17 protein-coding genes and 1 riboswitch are annotated in these 15784 nt (G+C 38.9%); of the genes, 12 read left to right on the top strand and 5 right to left on the bottom strand.

What is annotated here, in order from left to right; all coding sequences use genetic code 11:
* Positions 1 to 162 precede the first annotated feature (162 nt).
* The 3 genes from L6W14_RS12750 to L6W14_RS12740 all read left to right on the top strand — a co-directional run bounded on the left by L6W14_RS12750 (position 163) and on the right by L6W14_RS12740 (position 2739).
* Positions 163 to 918, top strand: coding sequence for an SDR family NAD(P)-dependent oxidoreductase (locus L6W14_RS12750; RefSeq protein WP_036077242.1), 756 nt, complete (start codon positions 163 to 165; stop codon positions 916 to 918).
* A 25-nt stretch (positions 919 to 943) separates the two neighbouring features.
* Complete coding sequence (locus tag L6W14_RS12745; protein WP_004230567.1) at positions 944 to 1372, top strand: MarR family winged helix-turn-helix transcriptional regulator; 429 nt, start codon at positions 944 to 946, stop codon at positions 1370 to 1372.
* Positions 1373 to 1965: 593 nt separating this feature from the next.
* Positions 1966 to 2739 carry an IclR family transcriptional regulator gene (locus tag L6W14_RS12740; RefSeq protein WP_131521432.1) on the top strand — a complete coding sequence of 258 codons (774 nt, stop codon included), beginning with the start codon at positions 1966 to 1968 and terminating at the stop codon, positions 2737 to 2739.
* 27 nt (positions 2740 to 2766) lie between these two features.
* On the opposite strand, the gene L6W14_RS12735 is transcribed toward L6W14_RS12740, so the two are convergent.
* Together L6W14_RS12735 and L6W14_RS12730 are read right to left on the bottom strand one after the other, a co-directional pair.
* Positions 2767 to 3966, bottom strand: coding sequence for an aminotransferase class V-fold PLP-dependent enzyme (locus tag L6W14_RS12735; RefSeq protein WP_237898142.1), 1200 nt, complete (start codon positions 3964 to 3966; stop codon positions 2767 to 2769).
* A gap of 14 nt (positions 3967 to 3980) precedes the next feature.
* Positions 3981 to 5069, bottom strand: coding sequence for a M24 family metallopeptidase (locus L6W14_RS12730; protein ID WP_237898141.1), 1089 nt, complete (start codon positions 5067 to 5069; stop codon positions 3981 to 3983).
* A gap of 293 nt (positions 5070 to 5362) precedes the next feature.
* On the opposite strand from L6W14_RS12730, the gene L6W14_RS12725 reads away from it, so the two are divergent.
* From L6W14_RS12725 to lepB, 3 genes are all read left to right on the top strand, one after another.
* Positions 5363 to 6298 (top strand): LCP family glycopolymer transferase, encoded by a 936-nt coding sequence (locus L6W14_RS12725; protein WP_054550408.1) that lies wholly within the window; start codon positions 5363 to 5365, stop codon positions 6296 to 6298.
* 351 nt (positions 6299 to 6649) lie between these two features.
* Entirely contained in the window at positions 6650 to 6760 is a 111-nt protein-coding gene (locus L6W14_RS12720) for a hypothetical protein (RefSeq protein WP_004230560.1), read from the top strand.
* 149 nt (positions 6761 to 6909) lie between these two features.
* Entirely contained in the window at positions 6910 to 7470 is a 561-nt protein-coding gene (lepB, locus tag L6W14_RS12715) for a signal peptidase I (RefSeq protein WP_048392477.1), read from the top strand.
* 36 nt (positions 7471 to 7506) lie between these two features.
* Here lepB and L6W14_RS12710 read toward each other — a convergent pair whose 3' ends face one another.
* Positions 7507 to 7710 carry a hypothetical protein gene (locus L6W14_RS12710; protein ID WP_237898140.1) on the bottom strand — a complete coding sequence of 68 codons (204 nt, stop codon included), beginning with the start codon at positions 7708 to 7710 and terminating at the stop codon, positions 7507 to 7509.
* A 159-nt stretch (positions 7711 to 7869) separates the two neighbouring features.
* Positions 7870 to 7969, top strand: a riboswitch (purine riboswitch).
* A gap of 74 nt (positions 7970 to 8043) precedes the next feature.
* Between L6W14_RS12710 and L6W14_RS12705 the strand changes: the two genes are divergently transcribed.
* Positions 8044 to 9234: an MFS transporter gene (locus L6W14_RS12705; protein WP_237898139.1), complete on the top strand. Its 1191-nt coding sequence runs from the start codon at positions 8044 to 8046 to the stop codon at positions 9232 to 9234.
* A gap of 253 nt (positions 9235 to 9487) precedes the next feature.
* Positions 9488 to 12094, top strand: a complete 2607-nt coding sequence (locus L6W14_RS12700; RefSeq protein ID WP_131521428.1) for a cation-translocating P-type ATPase — start codon at positions 9488 to 9490, stop codon at positions 12092 to 12094.
* A gap of 48 nt (positions 12095 to 12142) precedes the next feature.
* Here L6W14_RS12700 and L6W14_RS12695 read toward each other — a convergent pair whose 3' ends face one another.
* Together L6W14_RS12695 and L6W14_RS12690 are read right to left on the bottom strand one after the other, a co-directional pair.
* The gene (locus L6W14_RS12695; RefSeq protein ID WP_048392480.1) at positions 12143 to 12625 is read right to left on the bottom strand and encodes a DUF3231 family protein; all 483 of its coding nucleotides are present in this window, start codon (positions 12623 to 12625) and stop codon (positions 12143 to 12145) included.
* 97 nt (positions 12626 to 12722) lie between these two features.
* A complete protein-coding gene (locus tag L6W14_RS12690) occupies positions 12723 to 13379 on the bottom strand; it encodes a cupin domain-containing protein (protein WP_348638180.1) in 657 nt (218 codons plus the stop codon).
* A gap of 240 nt (positions 13380 to 13619) precedes the next feature.
* On the opposite strand from L6W14_RS12690, the gene L6W14_RS12685 reads away from it, so the two are divergent.
* From L6W14_RS12685 to L6W14_RS12670, 4 genes are read left to right on the top strand one after another with little or no spacing between them, the layout of a single operon-like run.
* Complete coding sequence (locus tag L6W14_RS12685; protein WP_048392481.1) at positions 13620 to 13841, top strand: transcriptional regulator; 222 nt, start codon at positions 13620 to 13622, stop codon at positions 13839 to 13841.
* The gene (locus L6W14_RS12680; protein WP_131521427.1) at positions 13838 to 15097 is read left to right on the top strand and encodes a Y-family DNA polymerase; all 1260 of its coding nucleotides are present in this window, start codon (positions 13838 to 13840) and stop codon (positions 15095 to 15097) included. Before L6W14_RS12685 ends, L6W14_RS12680 begins: the two co-directional genes overlap by 4 nt.
* A gap of 12 nt (positions 15098 to 15109) precedes the next feature.
* The gene (locus tag L6W14_RS12675; protein ID WP_009370357.1) at positions 15110 to 15445 is read left to right on the top strand and encodes a YolD-like family protein; all 336 of its coding nucleotides are present in this window, start codon (positions 15110 to 15112) and stop codon (positions 15443 to 15445) included.
* On the top strand, positions 15429 to 15782 hold the full coding sequence (locus L6W14_RS12670; RefSeq protein ID WP_009370358.1) for a YhjD family protein: 354 nt from the start codon (positions 15429 to 15431) through the stop codon (positions 15780 to 15782). The genes L6W14_RS12675 and L6W14_RS12670 overlap by 17 nt, the downstream gene beginning before the upstream one ends.
* Positions 15783 to 15784: the final 2 nt, after the last annotated feature.

Genomic DNA, 15784 nt, shown 5'->3' with positions numbered 1-15784 from the left:
AGAGTAATCGGCACAAACATGTAGAAAGATCAATTTTAGAAAAGCTTATTTTGGATGAACCCTTCTCCAGAATAGGCTCTTTTATCGGAAACAATTTAGTTTAAAATTAAATAGTTTAATGTTAAACTATTAACAGATAAACAAGAAGGAGATGTTGTTGCAATGGGTAAACTACAAAACAAAGTGGTCATCATTACTGGTGGTGCAGGTGGTATTGGTAGTGGAATGGCAAAAGCTATGGTAAAGGAAGGAGCGATTGTTACAATTGTTGACTTAAATGCAGAAGCAGGCGAGGCAATGGCAAAAGAATTACAAGAAATGTCTCCGAAGTCTATGTTTTTACAGGCTAATCTAATGGAACGCGACCAATTACCAAAAATTATTGATACAGTCGTAGAAAAATACGGTAAACTAGATGTGCTAGTTAATAACGCTCATGCTGCTAAACAAGTTACAATAGAAGAAACTACACAAGCAGATCTTGATTTGTCATTTGGAACAGGTTTTTATCCAACCTTCTATTTAATGCAAGCAGCCCTACCGCATTTAAAAGAAACTAAGGGTAATATTATTAACTTTGCATCTGGAGCAGGCATTCAAGGTCATGAAACACAGGCTGCTTATGCCGCTGCCAAGGAAGCCATTCGTGGTATTTCCCGTGTTGCCGCAAATGAATGGGGACGTTTTGGTATTAATGTCAATATCATTAGTCCGCTTGCTGATTCACCAGGTGTACAAGCATGGGCAAAAGCACAGCCAGAGTATTATGAAGCGGTGAGAAGTAAAATCCCGTTAGGCCGTTTTGGTGATATTGAGCAAGATATTGGTCGAGTAGCTGTTTTCTTAGCTTCTGACGATTCTCAATACATTACAGGTCAAACGATTATGGTGGATGGAGGCTCACTAATGCTTCATTAATTCTCAGCGTTTGAGGAGGATTTTTTTGAAACAGACAAATATTTTTAAACTGATTCATATGATTGAACAGGTGAACAATGCGAATATTATACGTTTTACAAAAGCGTTCCCATATCCTTTAGGAATTTCACCAATTTTAGTTTTAAATGAGCTACATGTCAAAGGCCCTCAAAAACAAGCCGAATTAGCTGAGACAATCGGCTATACAAAAGGTGCTATGACGAGCATTGCCGAAAAGCTGGTCAAGCTTGGATTAGCAGAAAGACTATATGATCCATCCGACCGTCGCACCATTCGCTTACAAATTACAGACGAGGGTCAAAGCGCTTTAGCAAAGGCTCAATCTATCGGAAAAGAGGTCTTTGTACAGCTTTTTGAAGTATTAGATGATGAGGAAATTGCCCAATACTTGCGGATTCAAGAAAAATTAGTACAGGGTATCCAGCAGAAATAACCATGTAAAAAAATCAACCTACCTTTTAAGAGGTGGGTTGATTTTTCATTGTTGAGGCGGATTGGGTACGTAAACTGGCGGATAAAACTCAAAATGTGACGGATAAAAATAGGAATCTGGCGGATAGCCTTCCTTTTTTGCGTGATAGAATGTCTCTAAGTGGATAGAATGTCCAAACTGGTGGATAAAACTCAAAATGTGACGGATAAAAATAGGAATCTGGCGGATAGCCTTCCTTTTTTGCGTGATAGAATGACTCTAAGTGGATAGAATGCCCAAACTGGCGGATAAAACTCAAAATGTGACGGATAAAAAGAGGAATCTGGCGGATAGCCTTCCTTTTTTGCGTGATAGAATGTCTCTAAGTGGATAGAATACCCAAACTGGCGGATAAAACTCAAAATGTGACGGATAAAAAGAGGATTCAGGCGGATAGCCTTCCTTTTTTGCATGATAGAATGTCCATAGGAACTGCTTGAAATGAAATAGTTCATTTAAAATCTAATTGTAAAATAGTTGAATTTATTGAAAATTGTCCGTCTTCATTTTATAATCAAAATACGGTTCTATTATAGAGACATTTGAGGTGTGAAATGACATTAAAAACATTAGATAACTCATTGGAGGTACTGAAATATTTTAATAAGGAAAATCCTACATGGGGTGTTCGTGAGCTAGCAAAAGAGATGGATATTAGTCACTCCATTATTTATCGGATTTTAGCAACCTTCGAAAAACAAGGCTTTCTTATTCAAAATCCTGAGACAAAAAAATATGAATTAGGGCTTCGCTTTCTAGAATATGGCCAGATGGTTAAAGATAAATTAAATCTTTCTGACTTTGTTTTACCAATTATGATCAACCTTGCAGATACCATCAAAGAATCCGTATTTTTAACATGGCTGGATGGAACAGATGGTGTCACAGTAGAAATAGCTGAGAGCTCTCAAACCATTAAGTTTTCAGTGTCGATTGGCACGCGGACACCACTACATATCGGGGCATCTTGTAAAGTCATCATGGCTTATCTACCTGAAGAGAGAAAAAAGGAGATTATGGAGCATGGGATGAAAAGATTAACTCCTGAAACCATTACTGACCCTGCTGAAATGTTAGCCGATTTAGAAAAAATACAACAGCAAGGCTGGTGCTTTTCAACAGGAGAGTACTCTCATTCAGTATTTGGGCTAGGTGTACCTCTTTTTAATAGTAAAAAAGAAGTCATTGCCTCTTTAACAATTGCTGGCCCTATTTATCGTAAGCCAACAGAGGAGAAGTTACCTGATATGGTGAATGTTCTTCAATATGGAGCGATGAATATTCAACGGTATTTCGATCAATACAGCTTTAAATTATATCATGAATAAGCATGAAAAAGAGGCTCAAGATAGACATTAACTATCTTGAGCCTTTGCTTGGATTTTTTTCATGATGGATACGGCCTTGTCAATTTCTTCAAACGTATTAAAATAGTGTGGTGAAAAACGGGCCATTTTAGAAATTTGATTGCGTTCCATAATGGTATTTGCCATAAATGTGCCAGCTTCAATGATGACCCCATGTTCGGCTAAAGCATTGGTTAGCTCATCTGGTGACAGCCCTTCAATGTTAAACGGCGTAATCGATAATCGATGAGCACTATTTTGAGGACCATATAAGACAATGTTTGGAATGGTTGCAAGCTGTTCAATTAAATAGTTTGTTAGCTGCTTTACACGATCATATATGTGATGGATACCGATATTGTTCGCATAATCAATAGCTGCCCCTAAGCCGAAAATACTTGGAATGATCGGACAACCTGGTTCAAAACGTTTAGCTGTTTCTACAAAAGAATAGGCATTGTTCTGATAATCCCACTGGGTGCTGCCCCAGCCAATCATAATAGGCGTCAATGTTGGAATGAGTGCTTCTCGTACATATAAAATACCTGATCCTTCAGGGCCGCGTAGCCATTTCCGCCCACTCGCAACTAGAAAGTCACAGCCAAGTTCGGCAACATGAATGGGGGTTAAACCAAGTGTTTGATTGGCATTCAGCAATGTGAGTACATGGTGTTGCTGGGCTAGCTGACATATTTCTTTGGCGGGCTGGAGTGCCCCAGCAGCATTAGACATATGGGCAAAGGCAATCAATTTTGTTTGTGGTGTGATGAGTTGCTCAAGTGCATATAAATCTACCCTATATTCATCATTAGTTTTTAACACTTTCAGTTGAACCCCTTGTTGCTGAAGGGCAAGCCAAGGCACATAGTTACTCAACATTTCTGTGTCGAGCACTATGACCTCATCTCCCCGTTTCCATTGCAAGCCACCTGCGACATAATTAATCGCCATTGAACCGTTTGGCACAAAGGCAATCTCCTCTTTTGTTGCGCCGATGAACAATGCTGCTTTTTTTCGAATACGCTCTACTTGCGCATACGTTTCTTGACGAAAAGAGGGCAAGTAGGGACCAATACTTGCTTGTTTTTGGAGATAGCTAGTCATTTCATCCACTACTGGCTGTGGCATGGCAGATGCAGCAGCTGTGTTTAGATAAATATAGTGTTCAAGTAGCGGCATATCCTGTTGTATTTTCCTCATATCGATCATTGTACACACCAACCTTATAAAATGATTAATTCTTTCGAATAGGTCATTAAATTTTCGTAACCATTTTCTGTGACGATTAAATTATCCTCGATACGAACACCACCAACATCCTGCACATAGATACCTGGCTCCACGGTAAAGGCCATGCCTGGCTTTAACACTAGCTGATTACGCTGCATCATATAAGGCTCTTCATGTGCACTTAAACCAATGCCATGGCCAAGTCGGTGTGTGAAATAATTGCCATAGCCGGCATCGCGAATAATGTCTCTTGCCAGATCATCAATGGCATGAGCTGTCATGCCTGGTTTTATGGCTGCTATGGCTGTTTCATTTGCTTGCTTCACAATGCTATAAATTGTTTTGAGCGTTGGAGAAACTTCTCCTAAAGCAACTGTTCTAGTCATATCCGCCACATAGCCCTTATAAATCGCGCCAAAATCTATGACAATTAATTCACCTGTCTCTATTTTCTTTGTGCTCGCTCTACCATGAGGAAGTGCACCTCGATAACCAGAAGCAACAATGGTTCCAAAAGGTGTTCCCTCTGATCCACGTCGTCTCATTTCATATTCTAATTGGGCTGCGACTTCCATCTCTGAAATACCAGCTTGAATAATCGGTAATGTGGCTGCAAGACTTTCTTCGACAATCTGTACAGCCTGACGCATGAGGGCTATTTCGTGTTCATCTTTTTCCATACGTATATCACGAATGGTTTCACCGATATCACATAAAGTGTCATATGTAAGGTTTTCGATAGCTTTCTGTTCCTTCACGCGCATGGTGTCAAACTCAACGGCAAGTGTCTGCGCTGTTCCTAGTTCTTTTTTTAGTTGCTGGATGGCCTGTGACGGTCCTTCCTCATCCGAATAGGATAAGATTGTCCCTCCATTACCCAAGTCAACTTTTGTTAATTCTACTTGTGGAACGAGAAAGTATAATTGATGATGAGCAGTAATAGCGACTACTGTTAGGCGTTCACTTTGCTTTAACTGAAGACCTGTAAAATAATACATGTTTGACCCTGGCACTAGCACTGCTACATCAATTGACTGTTGCTGCATACGGGAAACGAGCTGCTCTCTTCTTTTTTGAAACATTGAGTGATTCCTCCTAAAAACCGTTTCTATTATAGAGACGTTGTATCTGAAAAATAGTATATATCAACAATAATGAATTTTCAATAAATTAAGATAGCACCATTTTGATAGAGGGCAATGAATGTAAAAGGAAGATAATTGACAAATGAGGGAATAGTATGTTGTAAATTTAGTAAATACTAGTGTACGTCTTTTTTTCGTTCATTATGCATATAAGTAGACTAGATAAACTTTTTTCCAACTTAATACGTCAAAAAGAGGGGCAAAATTGTTAAGCAAGAAAGGACTTATGTATGGAAAAAAACATGAAACGCTCAAAAGAGAAAAAGAGCAAGAAAAAATTATGGCTGTGGATTGTTGGTAGCCTATTAGCAATTTTTTTAATTTTTATAGGTACTGCCTACTTTACCATCCAAAAAACTATGAATAAAATAAATACACCACTTATTCAAACAACAGATGCAGCACAACCAGAAGAAAAAACAGTGATTAAAAAAGATCCCTTTTCGGTTCTAATGCTTGGGGTCGATGAACGTAAAGATGATAGTGGACGTTCCGATACCATGATTGTAATCACTGTAAATCCTGAAAAGCAGACGATGAAAATGCTTAGTATACCCCGTGATACTCGAACAGAAATCGTTGGTCATGATACGGTAGATAAGATTAATCATGCCTATGCCTTTGGAGGCGTCCCTATGGCTGTGGATACGGTCGAAAATTTTTTAGATATACCCATTGATTATTATGTATTTATTAATATGGAGGGCTTTTTACAGATTATTGACACGCTGGGTGGCGTAACAATCGATAATGATATGGATTTAACCTTTGACGAATACCATTATCCAAAGGGAGAAATCACATTAGATGGTAATGAGGCCCTTATTTTTTCTCGTATTCGTTATGAAGATCCTCGCGGTGATTTTGGACGCCAAATTCGACAACGTCAAATCATTGAAGCGGTGATGAAAAAAGCCTCCACACCATCAACATTATTAAAAGCAACTGATATGTTGAATGTACTAGGCGACAATGTTCGCATGAACTTTTCAGTGAAGGACCTTATTCAGCTGCAAAGTATTTATAAAAAAATGGATAAGGATATTGAGCAGTTATCGTTCGAACAGGGAGACGGTGAAAGGATTAACCGCATTTGGTACTATATTCCGAATGAGGCAGAGCTTCAAAAAATACAAACAGATTTAAAAAACCATTTACAAAAGTAAGTAAGCAAGTTGCTTACAAATGTCGTATACTAGCTGTAAACTTTTTGGCCACGAAGGGAGGGAGATGAATGAATGGGAGGACCCAGGTGCTGAGGTATACAGCGCTGAATCATTGCATGCAAAGCTATGTACCTAAACGTAAAGTGCGAAAAAATCCAGTCCAATCAGCAATAAGAGGCCTACAAGTATTATGTTTAAAATTATTTATGTAAGGGATAAAAAATCATTCAGGTAGGGTGCATGCCTAGTTGAATGATTTTTTTGCTGTTATGCATCATTTTTCGATATTTCTTGAAATATCAGAAAATTAAGTGTATACTGACATTAGAAATGGTTAAAGGAGTGATTGTGATGATTGTAGGCACAATTTTATTAGCATTTGCATTACCAGTGGGTATCGTATTAGCAGTAGATTTATTAAACGAGCAGCATCACTCTGCTACACAAACTAACCATTCATAACGTTGAAACAGTAAAATATCAATTTCTAGACAATGTTACTTTGTAGCCTTGTCTATTTTTCTATGAATAGGAAACAATTTGTGTGATTCATTCGTCAATAATAGTGAGAAAATGTTATACTATTAAAAAAACAGTATCGGGGAATGAGCATGCAAGCGGAAAAAACATCCAATCTTAAAAAAGAAATATTATCCTACATCAAAATTATTGTCATTACAGCTGTTGTTGTTTTTGGCTGTAAGCAATTCTTATTTGCGCCGATTAAAGTACAGGGAGCATCTATGTATCCTACTTATCACGATAAGGATATTATTATTGTAAGCAAAACAAGTAAAATCGAGCGTTTTGATCAAATTGTTTTCCAATCTCCTGTCGAAGATGAGTTATATATTAAACGTGTCATTGGTCTTCCAGGGGATAAAGTGGAAATGAAAGATGATGTATTGTACGTCAATGGCAAAGCATATAAAGAAGATTATGTGAACCGTCAAACGGATGATCCTAATCAATTACGCATTACGGAAAACTTTACATTGGAACAATTAGTGAATGAAAAAGAAGTGCCAGAGGGCATGTATTTTGTGCTTGGTGACAATCGCCTAAAAAGTAGTGACAGTCGCCATTATGGGTTAATTTCAGAGGATGCTGTATATGGTGAATCGAAATTAATACTATATCCATTTAGTCATTTTCATATTGGCTCAAAATGATGAAAAAAGAGGTCACTCCATTGAGTAGCCTCTTTTTTATTGTTGGGGTAAATCGGTACAGCTTTTATAAGTGGGATAATAGACACAAATCCTTGAATTTTCAACGGTTTCCTTGATGGGCGATGGCTTACTTTTCATGGGCGATTGCCTTGCTGGTTCTTCATTTGTGAACGCTTCTTCTACTAATTCTACGCCATAAAATAGTATTAAAAAATAGCAGACAAATCCTACTATACGCAAACAATCACCTCGTAAAATAGTTATTGTATGTTTATATATATGGTCAAATTCGTCGAAATATAAGCAGAAAATCGAAATTTTCTCTTGCCAAAAAGATTTTTAGAGGCAATGAATTCTATGAAAAAAGCTATTGTCAATGAAATTTTGATGTGCTACTATAGCTAAAGTAAATATTTGATCTGTATAACCTCAATAATATGGATTGAGGGTCTCTACCAGGAACCATAAAATCCTGACTACAAAACTTTGCTTCATTTTTGTAGTCAGGATTTTTTTAGTTTGTTTTAAAACAATCTCCTACAAAAATGAACGTGTATCGAAGGGGAGATTACGATGAATTGGAGAGTTTATATTCTTGCTGTGACTACCTTTGCAGTAGGGTTAGTTGAATTAATTGTTGGTGGAATCCTGCCAAATATTGCAGAGGATTTAAATGTGTCTTTAGCGACAGCGGGACAATTAATTACTATTTTTGCACTTGTTTATGCGATTTCTGCGCCTGTCCTACTATCCTTGACAGCCAAGGTGGAACGCAAGCGCTTATTCCTTATTTCTTTATTTATTTTTACGTTAGGAAATCTAATGACCTTCTTTAGTACAACGTTTATCATTGTGCTAATCGCACGTATTTTCACAGCTATGAGTACAGCGTTAGTGATTGTTTTATCATTAACGATTACAACTAAAATCGTAGAGCCTCGCCATCGTGCTAAAGCACTGGGGCTTGTTTTTATGGGGGTAAGTTCTGCGTTGGTGATCGGTGTGCCAATGGGTATTTTTATTACAGAAGCGTTTGGCTGGCGAGCTGTATTTTTAGGTATTAGTATCCTATCAACGATTTCAATGATATTAATTGCTTTATTACTTGAAAAAATGCCAATTGGAGAAGTAGTGCCACTCAAGGCGCAAATTAAATCGCTGGCGAATTTGAAAATCCTGACAGCACAGTTAACTACCCTATTTATGCTAGCGGGCCATTACATGCTCTACGCCTATTTAACACCATTTTTAGTAGAGGCATTTGATATGAAAGCTTCATGGATTAGTATTTGTTACTTAATTTTTGGTATTGCCTCTGTTAGTGGAAATGCTGTAGGTGGATGGGTGAGTGATAAAATTGGCACAAGTAAAGCCATTATTTTAATTGTCTCAGCCTTTGCCATTGTCTTATTTAGTATTCCTTATACAATTATTGCCCTTCCACTGTTTTTAGTATTTACGGTTTTATGGGGTGCGTTGAGCTGGGCACTGACACCGCCATTACAAAATTACTTAATTCAGGCGGATCCTCAATCATCGGATATTCAGCAAAGCCTAAATACAGCTGCCCTGCAAATTGGTATTTCTATCGGATCAGCAGTTGGTGGCGCAATGTTTGCTTGGACAGGTTCTGTTATGCACCTAGCTAGCTTTGGTACGATTCTAGTTCTTTGTGCATTAGGCTGCGCGATCTTTTCTATTAAAAGGGCACCTCTTGGACAGGAGCAGCACGTAGATTATCAGTCAGCACATCATCATTCATAATCGAACGATAGCCCTGAAAGGTATTGGGAAAGCCATCCCAATACCTTTTTAATTGGTTTGCATGAATCTATTTTCGTACACTTCCCAAAATTAAATTCTCTATGGTTTCTTAGCATACTCTAATTACCTATGGAATAGATTGTTGTAGTTAATGAATTTACAGATTTGAGGAGTTTGAGATTTTAAGAGCGAATATTATTTTTAAGAAAAATAGTAGGAGACTTTCAAATCTTGTAAATGGAAGGAGAACTCAATGACTGAATATCATCAACAATCATCTGCTGAAGTCATGAAGATATTGAACGTCACCACGCAAGGTTTGACTGATGATGACGTCCAAAAGAGGCAACAAGTCTATGGCTATAATGTATTAGAGGAAGGGAAAAAGACAAGTACGTTGGCTGTTTTTATGGGCCAATTCAAAGATTTATTGGTCATCATTTTACTCGTTGCTGCCTTCGTTTCCTTTCTACTAGGAGAAGTAGAAAGTACTATTGTGATCATGATCGTGGTTATTTTAAATGCCATTTTAGGTACAGTGCAGCATGTGAAGGCCGAACAATCATTAGATAATCTAAAAGCATTGACCTCTCCCATTGCCAAGGTCATGCGTCATAATCAACTAGTAGAAATTCCTTCTGAAGAAATTGTAGTAGGGGACCTTCTGATGTTGGAGGCGGGAGATTATATTAATGCGGATGGAAGACTACTAGAAAGCCATAATTTACACATCAACGAAAGCTCTCTTACAGGCGAATCAATTGCTGTGGCAAAAAGTACAGACCCCATTCGGAAGCAGAATATCACCATTGCGGATAAGAAAAATATGGTGTACTCAGGAAGTTTTGTGACCAATGGACGTGGCATCGTGATGGTTACGGCAATTGGGATGCAGACGGAAATCGGAAAAATTGCGAATTTACTCGATACAGCAAAGGAAAAGAAAACGCCATTACAAATTAGTCTCGATCAATTCGGTGAAAAATTAGCCTTAGGGATTACGCTGATTTGTTTAGCAATCTTTACGATTGATCTTATCCGAGGACGAGCCTTAGTGGAATCCTTTATGTTTGCTGTATCTCTTGCTGTGGCGGCTATCCCCGAGGCTTTAAGTTCTATCGTGACCATCGTATTAGCTTTTGGCACCCAAAAGATGGCAAAGGAAAATGCGATCATCCGCAAGCTTTATGCTGTGGAAAGTTTGGGGAGTGTATCGGTCATCTGTTCTGATAAAACAGGTACTTTAACAGAAAATAAAATGGTAGTACAGGAAGTTTTTGTGGACCAGAAGAAAATTCCTCATGATTGGCTCAATCCAATAAATCCAGTGGAAAAAGAACTAATGGTAAAAGCGCTTTTATGTAGTGACGCTGTCGAGCGTGACCACAAAGAAATTGGTGATCCTACAGAAATTGCGCTCGTGAAATTGGGGAAACAGTATGGGTTAGATGAATTGAAGATACGTGAGCAATATCCACGATTGGCTGAAATTCCATTTGATTCGACGAGGAAGCTTATGAGCACTGTCAATCAGATGGACAAGCAGCCCATCATGATTACCAAAGGGGCTCTGGATGTACTCTTACCAAAAGTGACACGAATCAAAACATCAACAGGTATTTTTGAGATAACCCCGCAGCATCGCCAGAAAATCGAGGCGGTGAATCGTGATTTTTCTATGAATGGTTTAAGGGTGTTAGCCATTGCTTATAAGGAGGTATTGCCTCTACAAAAAGTCGATCCACGAGCGGAACGAGATTTAATCTTTGTCGGCTTAGTAGCGATGATGGACCCTCCGAGAAAAGAGTCGAAAGAGGCTGTGGAAAGCTGTATAAAGGCAGGTATTAAACCCGTCATGATTACAGGAGACCATAAAATTACAGCAACCGCGATTGCCGAACAAATTGGTATTTTGCAAAATCCAGCTGAAGCTATAGAGGGACATGCACTCGAAGGCTTAACTGATCAAGAGCTGCAAGAGAAAGTACAGGATTATTCTGTTTATGCCCGTGTTACACCAGCCCAAAAAATTCGAATTGTTAAAGCATGGCAGGATAAAGGACATGTGGTTGCCATGACAGGAGACGGTGTCAATGATGGACCTGCTTTGAAGCAAGCAGATATTGGGGTGGCTATGGGCGTAACAGGCACAGAGGTTGCAAAAGATGCCTCATCCATGATTTTAACGGATGACAATTTTTCAACAATTGTTAAAGCAATCGCCAATGGCCGTAGCATCTATACAAATATTAAAAATGCCATTCTGTTCTTATTATCTGGAAATGCAGGCGCTATTTTTGTCGTGTTATATGCAACGGTTCTGGGCTTACCTGTTCCTTTTGCACCTGTCCATCTTCTATTCATCAACTTATTAACAGATAGTCTGCCTGCTATTGCCATCGGTTTAGAGCCAAATAATAAGAAGACAATGAAGGACAAGCCTAGAAACATTCATACTCCTTTATTAAATAAAAAATTTACCACACAAGTTGTGCTTGAAGGCATATTAATCGCCATCTCCACCATTATTGCGTTTCAAATCGGTTTATCGACAGGCGATACGTTAACAGCAAGCACGATGGCCTTTACAACACTATGCTTGTCAAGGTTAGTGCATGGCTTTAATTCTCGATCCAAACAATCCATCTTTGCGATTGGTGTATTTTCGAATAAATATACGTGGTTCGCCTTTATCATTGGTGTGCTAAGTTTACACATGGTCTTATTTATGCCGATGCTTACAACGGTCTTTGAGGTAGCTCCATTAACACCAGCACAGCTAGGCTTTATTTATAGCCTATCGGTGTTACCATTCCTAGTCAATCAATGGTATAAGCTACTGTTCGTGAGAAATCGATAAAGATTAAAAAAAGAAGCTTCCGTTAGTTATTAAAACGGAGGCTTCTTTTTAGTGTGTAGAGGCTAATAACCAGCCTTTACTCTTACTTAGGTCAATCAATCTCGCTCCAAGTAGCGCATAACGCATATGGAGTTCACTATATTTGGTTAGATGTGTTTTCTTTACTGCCAGCTCTAAAGCTTGGCTTACGGCAATCAAAGAAGAGGCAATATTCATCGATAAAATAGCACTTATTTCGCCATCATTAATGAAAGATTTCCCACGAATATCCGTTATTTTCATTTTACTGTATTCTATTGATGCTGTTGGTGCCAGCACACCGTTTTCCTTTAATAGCAGTGTTAGCTGTTTATTTTCCTCTTTTAAACATTGAATAAATTCCAATGTAAGGATTTTTAAGTTTTTATCACGCGTATGCTTAAAAAAAGCATGACTGGAAGCAATATAGCCTTGATTGATCCCAAGCTGTGACCAAAGCTTGAAAACCTCCTTAAATCGTAGCGATGCTAGATTTTCATTTATCATTGTCATCCTGACACTTCCTAACTCTTAGGTTGATTTAAGATTAGGATGTAGCAGTAAATGACATTCTATTCATCTTTTACAATAAAAAGTGTATAAGAGGTCGCTAATAGTAGGTGCCATAAGGGTACATAGGAGGGTAACGATAGGGATAAGGGTATGGACATGGTTTCATATATTGCTGTGGCATGGTTGGTTTATAAGGGGCTTGATCGGTTGCTGATTGGACACGATTGCAGCCTTTTGCTGGTCCGATATAAGTCGTAGGAACAATCGGTGCAATCGTTTTCTTCCATTGTTCTTCATCTAAACAATACGTATGGGCCATAATATTGGCTGGTGTGAATTTTAAGATATCAGAGCCTAAAATGACCTCTGGCGTTGGCGCATCAAAAATAGCAAGTAGATGCGTGTCATCTTCTGTGGCTACTTCATAATGCCACCAGCCCTGTGGTACATTCGCAACCTGCCCAGGCTTGATAGGATAGTTTTGAATTTTCTTGGTAAAGGGATTTAATAGAGAAACCGTTGCTGCTCCTGCAATACAATAGACAAGCTCTGCAGCATTTTGATGGTAATGTGGCTCGATGACATTGTCTTTACTTAAAAAAATATCAAGCAAAGATGTATTTTCTAATGTATTTAATTGTTCCACACCGAGAATATTAATGTAATTTCGGGAGTCTTTTTTAAAAAGCGTACTTTTATTGACATCAAAAGTGAACGCTGCAGAAGGGGAGCTATAATCGATATTTGAGCTGATACTTACATCCTTTCTCATATAAATTGAGCTATTCATCATCATAGATTATGTTTTAGGTACTTCTAGACTTACACAAATGCCTAGCTACAGTCAGCCTCTGTCTGGATAAGAAATTAGCTAAAATTACCACTTCTATTTCAGAACATACGTGCGTATAATAAAAACACAAACGTTTGTTCTTAGTTATCAAAAATGCTGTTCAACATGAACGCAAACAGGGTCAGTAAAGGAGCATTCAACATGAAAGAACAGTTGATAAAAGCCATGCATCGTCACCAAATCGTTCACATGATGTATATAGCGAAATCAGGTGCCATTACGAAAAGGCGCGTGAAAATCATCCATATTAAAGGTGATTCCTTTACCGCCTTTTGTTTTACAAGGCTAGCGAAGCGTACGTTTCATATTAACAATGTTCTAGCACTTCTGCCCATTCTCCAACGGGAGTCTGAGGTGATATGAATTACAACGACTTCCCACAGAAAGATATTTTTTGTATTGATATGAAGTGCTTTTATGCAAGCTGTATTGCCATGCTAGAAGGGCTAGATGTGCTGACAGATCCAATTGCTATCATCGGTAATTTTGAACAACCTGGCAGTATTGTGCTGGCTGCATCACCAGTGATGAAAGAAAAATTTAACATTAAAACAGGGAATCGGCGTTATGAAATTCCCAAACATCCAGATATTAAGTTGTTTGAACCAAAAATGTCCTTTTTTCTAGAGATGTCCATGGCCATTACGCGTCTGATTGCACAATATGTCCCTCCAGAGGCGATCCATGTTTATAGTGTGGATGAAAGCTTTATAGATCTAACAGGCACGGAGCAACTTTGGGGTTCGCCTGAGCAGGTAGCCAAATTGATTCAGGAAGACATTTATGAAAAGTTTCGCATTCCGTCCGCCATTGGTATGGGACCAAACATGTTGATGGCTAAATTAGCATTAGATTTAGAGGCAAAAAAAACAGGCTTTGCCAAATGGACCTATGCCGATGTCCCAACAAAGCTTTGGCCAGTGCGTCCTTTATCTGATATGTGGGGGATTGGGAAACAGATGGCAGCCAATTTAAATGCGATGGGTATTCAAACGGTCGGTGGATTAGCCCATGCCGATTTAGCCGAATTAGAAAAGCGCTTTGGTATTATGGGTAATCAATACTATTACCATGCATGGGGCATTGATCTCTCCACATTAGGTGAGCCATTGGTGAACAATGCGGCATTAAGCTTTGGGAAGGGCCAAATGCTCATGAAGGATTATCACACACGAAAGGATATTGCAGTTGTACTCCTAGAAATGTGTGAGGATGTGATGCGACGTACACGGGAAGCAGGCTATGTCGGGCGGACTGTTAGCTTGGGGCTCTCTTACAGTCGCAATGCGATGACGAAGGGGTTCCATCGCTCAAGAACCATCGAAAGTCCAACCAATGAGACCCTTGTTATGTATCAGACTTGTCTGGACTTACTAGATGAGCATTTTGCGGGTGAGCCAGCGCGTCAATTATCTGTTAGACTGACAAATTTAGAGGCAGAGCGTAGCATTCAGCTTGATTTATTTGATGAGCGTAAGGACCAGCGACAGGTCATTGGTCATGTCATGGATGCGATTCGTAGAAAATATGGAGTGGTGGCCTTATTACGCGCAGCCTCCTATACCAGCGCTGGTACAGCTATTTCACGGAATCGCTTAGTGGGCGGGCATTTAGCATAAGGAGTGGAAAAAATGATAAGAGATAGAGGAACGATGAAATGGACAGCGATGATGCTACCAGAGCATTTAATGCTTTTGAAGGCATGGAAACAAGAGGTGTTGACAGAGTTGCCTCGGGAACATGCTGAATGGGAGCTTGAAGAATTACAGCAAATAATCACACAAGCATTCACACAGCATAACTATATTATGTTAACTATATGGGAACATGGTAACTATGTGCAATGGGGAGGTACCATTCAAGCGATGAACGAGGACCAGCTGCTACTAGAAACCATTACCACAACGAAGCACATCCCGTTAAGATACATTTATGCTGCTCGTATAGAAGATGATGGATGTGATTAATGGAGAGCAACGACGATTATTACATCAATATTTGCTGCTTGATTTAGCTGTGAAATCCTTGCAGCACGATCTAACCGTGGCGGAGCATTTTAAGATGAAGCGTGTATTTTTACCTGCTATGGATGCCTTATTAAAGCAGCTACACAAAGATTATTTTCAATTAAAACGTCAGCTCGCCCAGCAAAAAATACGATTAGTTGGCTGGCATCGAATTGATGATTATTTTAGTGATGTGCAGGTGGCTACCGCAGGCAATGATGAGGTACTACGCTATGCCAATCAAGCGTTAAAAACCCAAGTCGAAGAGCTAATGAATAAACATTTACACAATGCCTAGGC

Origin of the sequence: Lysinibacillus sp. ACHW1.5 (genome assembly GCF_022014815.1) — a bacterium.
Classification (GTDB): Bacteria; Bacillota; Bacilli; order Bacillales_A; family Planococcaceae; genus Lysinibacillus; species Lysinibacillus capsici.
This window is presented reverse-complemented; position numbering and strand designations above follow the sequence as displayed.

Coding starts and splice junctions, on each gene's coding strand:
- L6W14_RS12720 (WP_004230560.1), top strand. CDS start 6,650: ATGATTGTAGGCACAATTTTATTAGCATTTGCATTACCAGTGGGTATC.
- L6W14_RS12740 (WP_131521432.1), top strand. CDS start 1,966: ATGACATTAAAAACATTAGATAACTCATTGGAGGTACTGAAATATTTT.
- L6W14_RS12680 (WP_131521427.1), top strand. CDS start 13,838: ATGAATTACAACGACTTCCCACAGAAAGATATTTTTTGTATTGATATG.
- L6W14_RS12675 (WP_009370357.1), top strand. CDS start 15,110: ATGATAAGAGATAGAGGAACGATGAAATGGACAGCGATGATGCTACCA.
- L6W14_RS12700 (WP_131521428.1), top strand. CDS start 9,488: ATGACTGAATATCATCAACAATCATCTGCTGAAGTCATGAAGATATTG.
- L6W14_RS12725 (WP_054550408.1), top strand. CDS start 5,363: ATGGAAAAAAACATGAAACGCTCAAAAGAGAAAAAGAGCAAGAAAAAA.
- lepB (WP_048392477.1), top strand. CDS start 6,910: ATGCAAGCGGAAAAAACATCCAATCTTAAAAAAGAAATATTATCCTAC.
- L6W14_RS12750 (WP_036077242.1), top strand. CDS start 163: ATGGGTAAACTACAAAACAAAGTGGTCATCATTACTGGTGGTGCAGGT.
- L6W14_RS12705 (WP_237898139.1), top strand. CDS start 8,044: ATGAATTGGAGAGTTTATATTCTTGCTGTGACTACCTTTGCAGTAGGG.
- L6W14_RS12730 (WP_237898141.1), bottom strand. CDS start 5,069: ATGTTTCAAAAAAGAAGAGAGCAGCTCGTTTCCCGTATGCAGCAACAG.
- L6W14_RS12735 (WP_237898142.1), bottom strand. CDS start 3,966: ATGATCGATATGAGGAAAATACAACAGGATATGCCGCTACTTGAACAC.
- L6W14_RS12685 (WP_048392481.1), top strand. CDS start 13,620: ATGAAAGAACAGTTGATAAAAGCCATGCATCGTCACCAAATCGTTCAC.
- L6W14_RS12670 (WP_009370358.1), top strand. CDS start 15,429: ATGATGGATGTGATTAATGGAGAGCAACGACGATTATTACATCAATAT.
- L6W14_RS12695 (WP_048392480.1), bottom strand. CDS start 12,625: ATGACAATGATAAATGAAAATCTAGCATCGCTACGATTTAAGGAGGTT.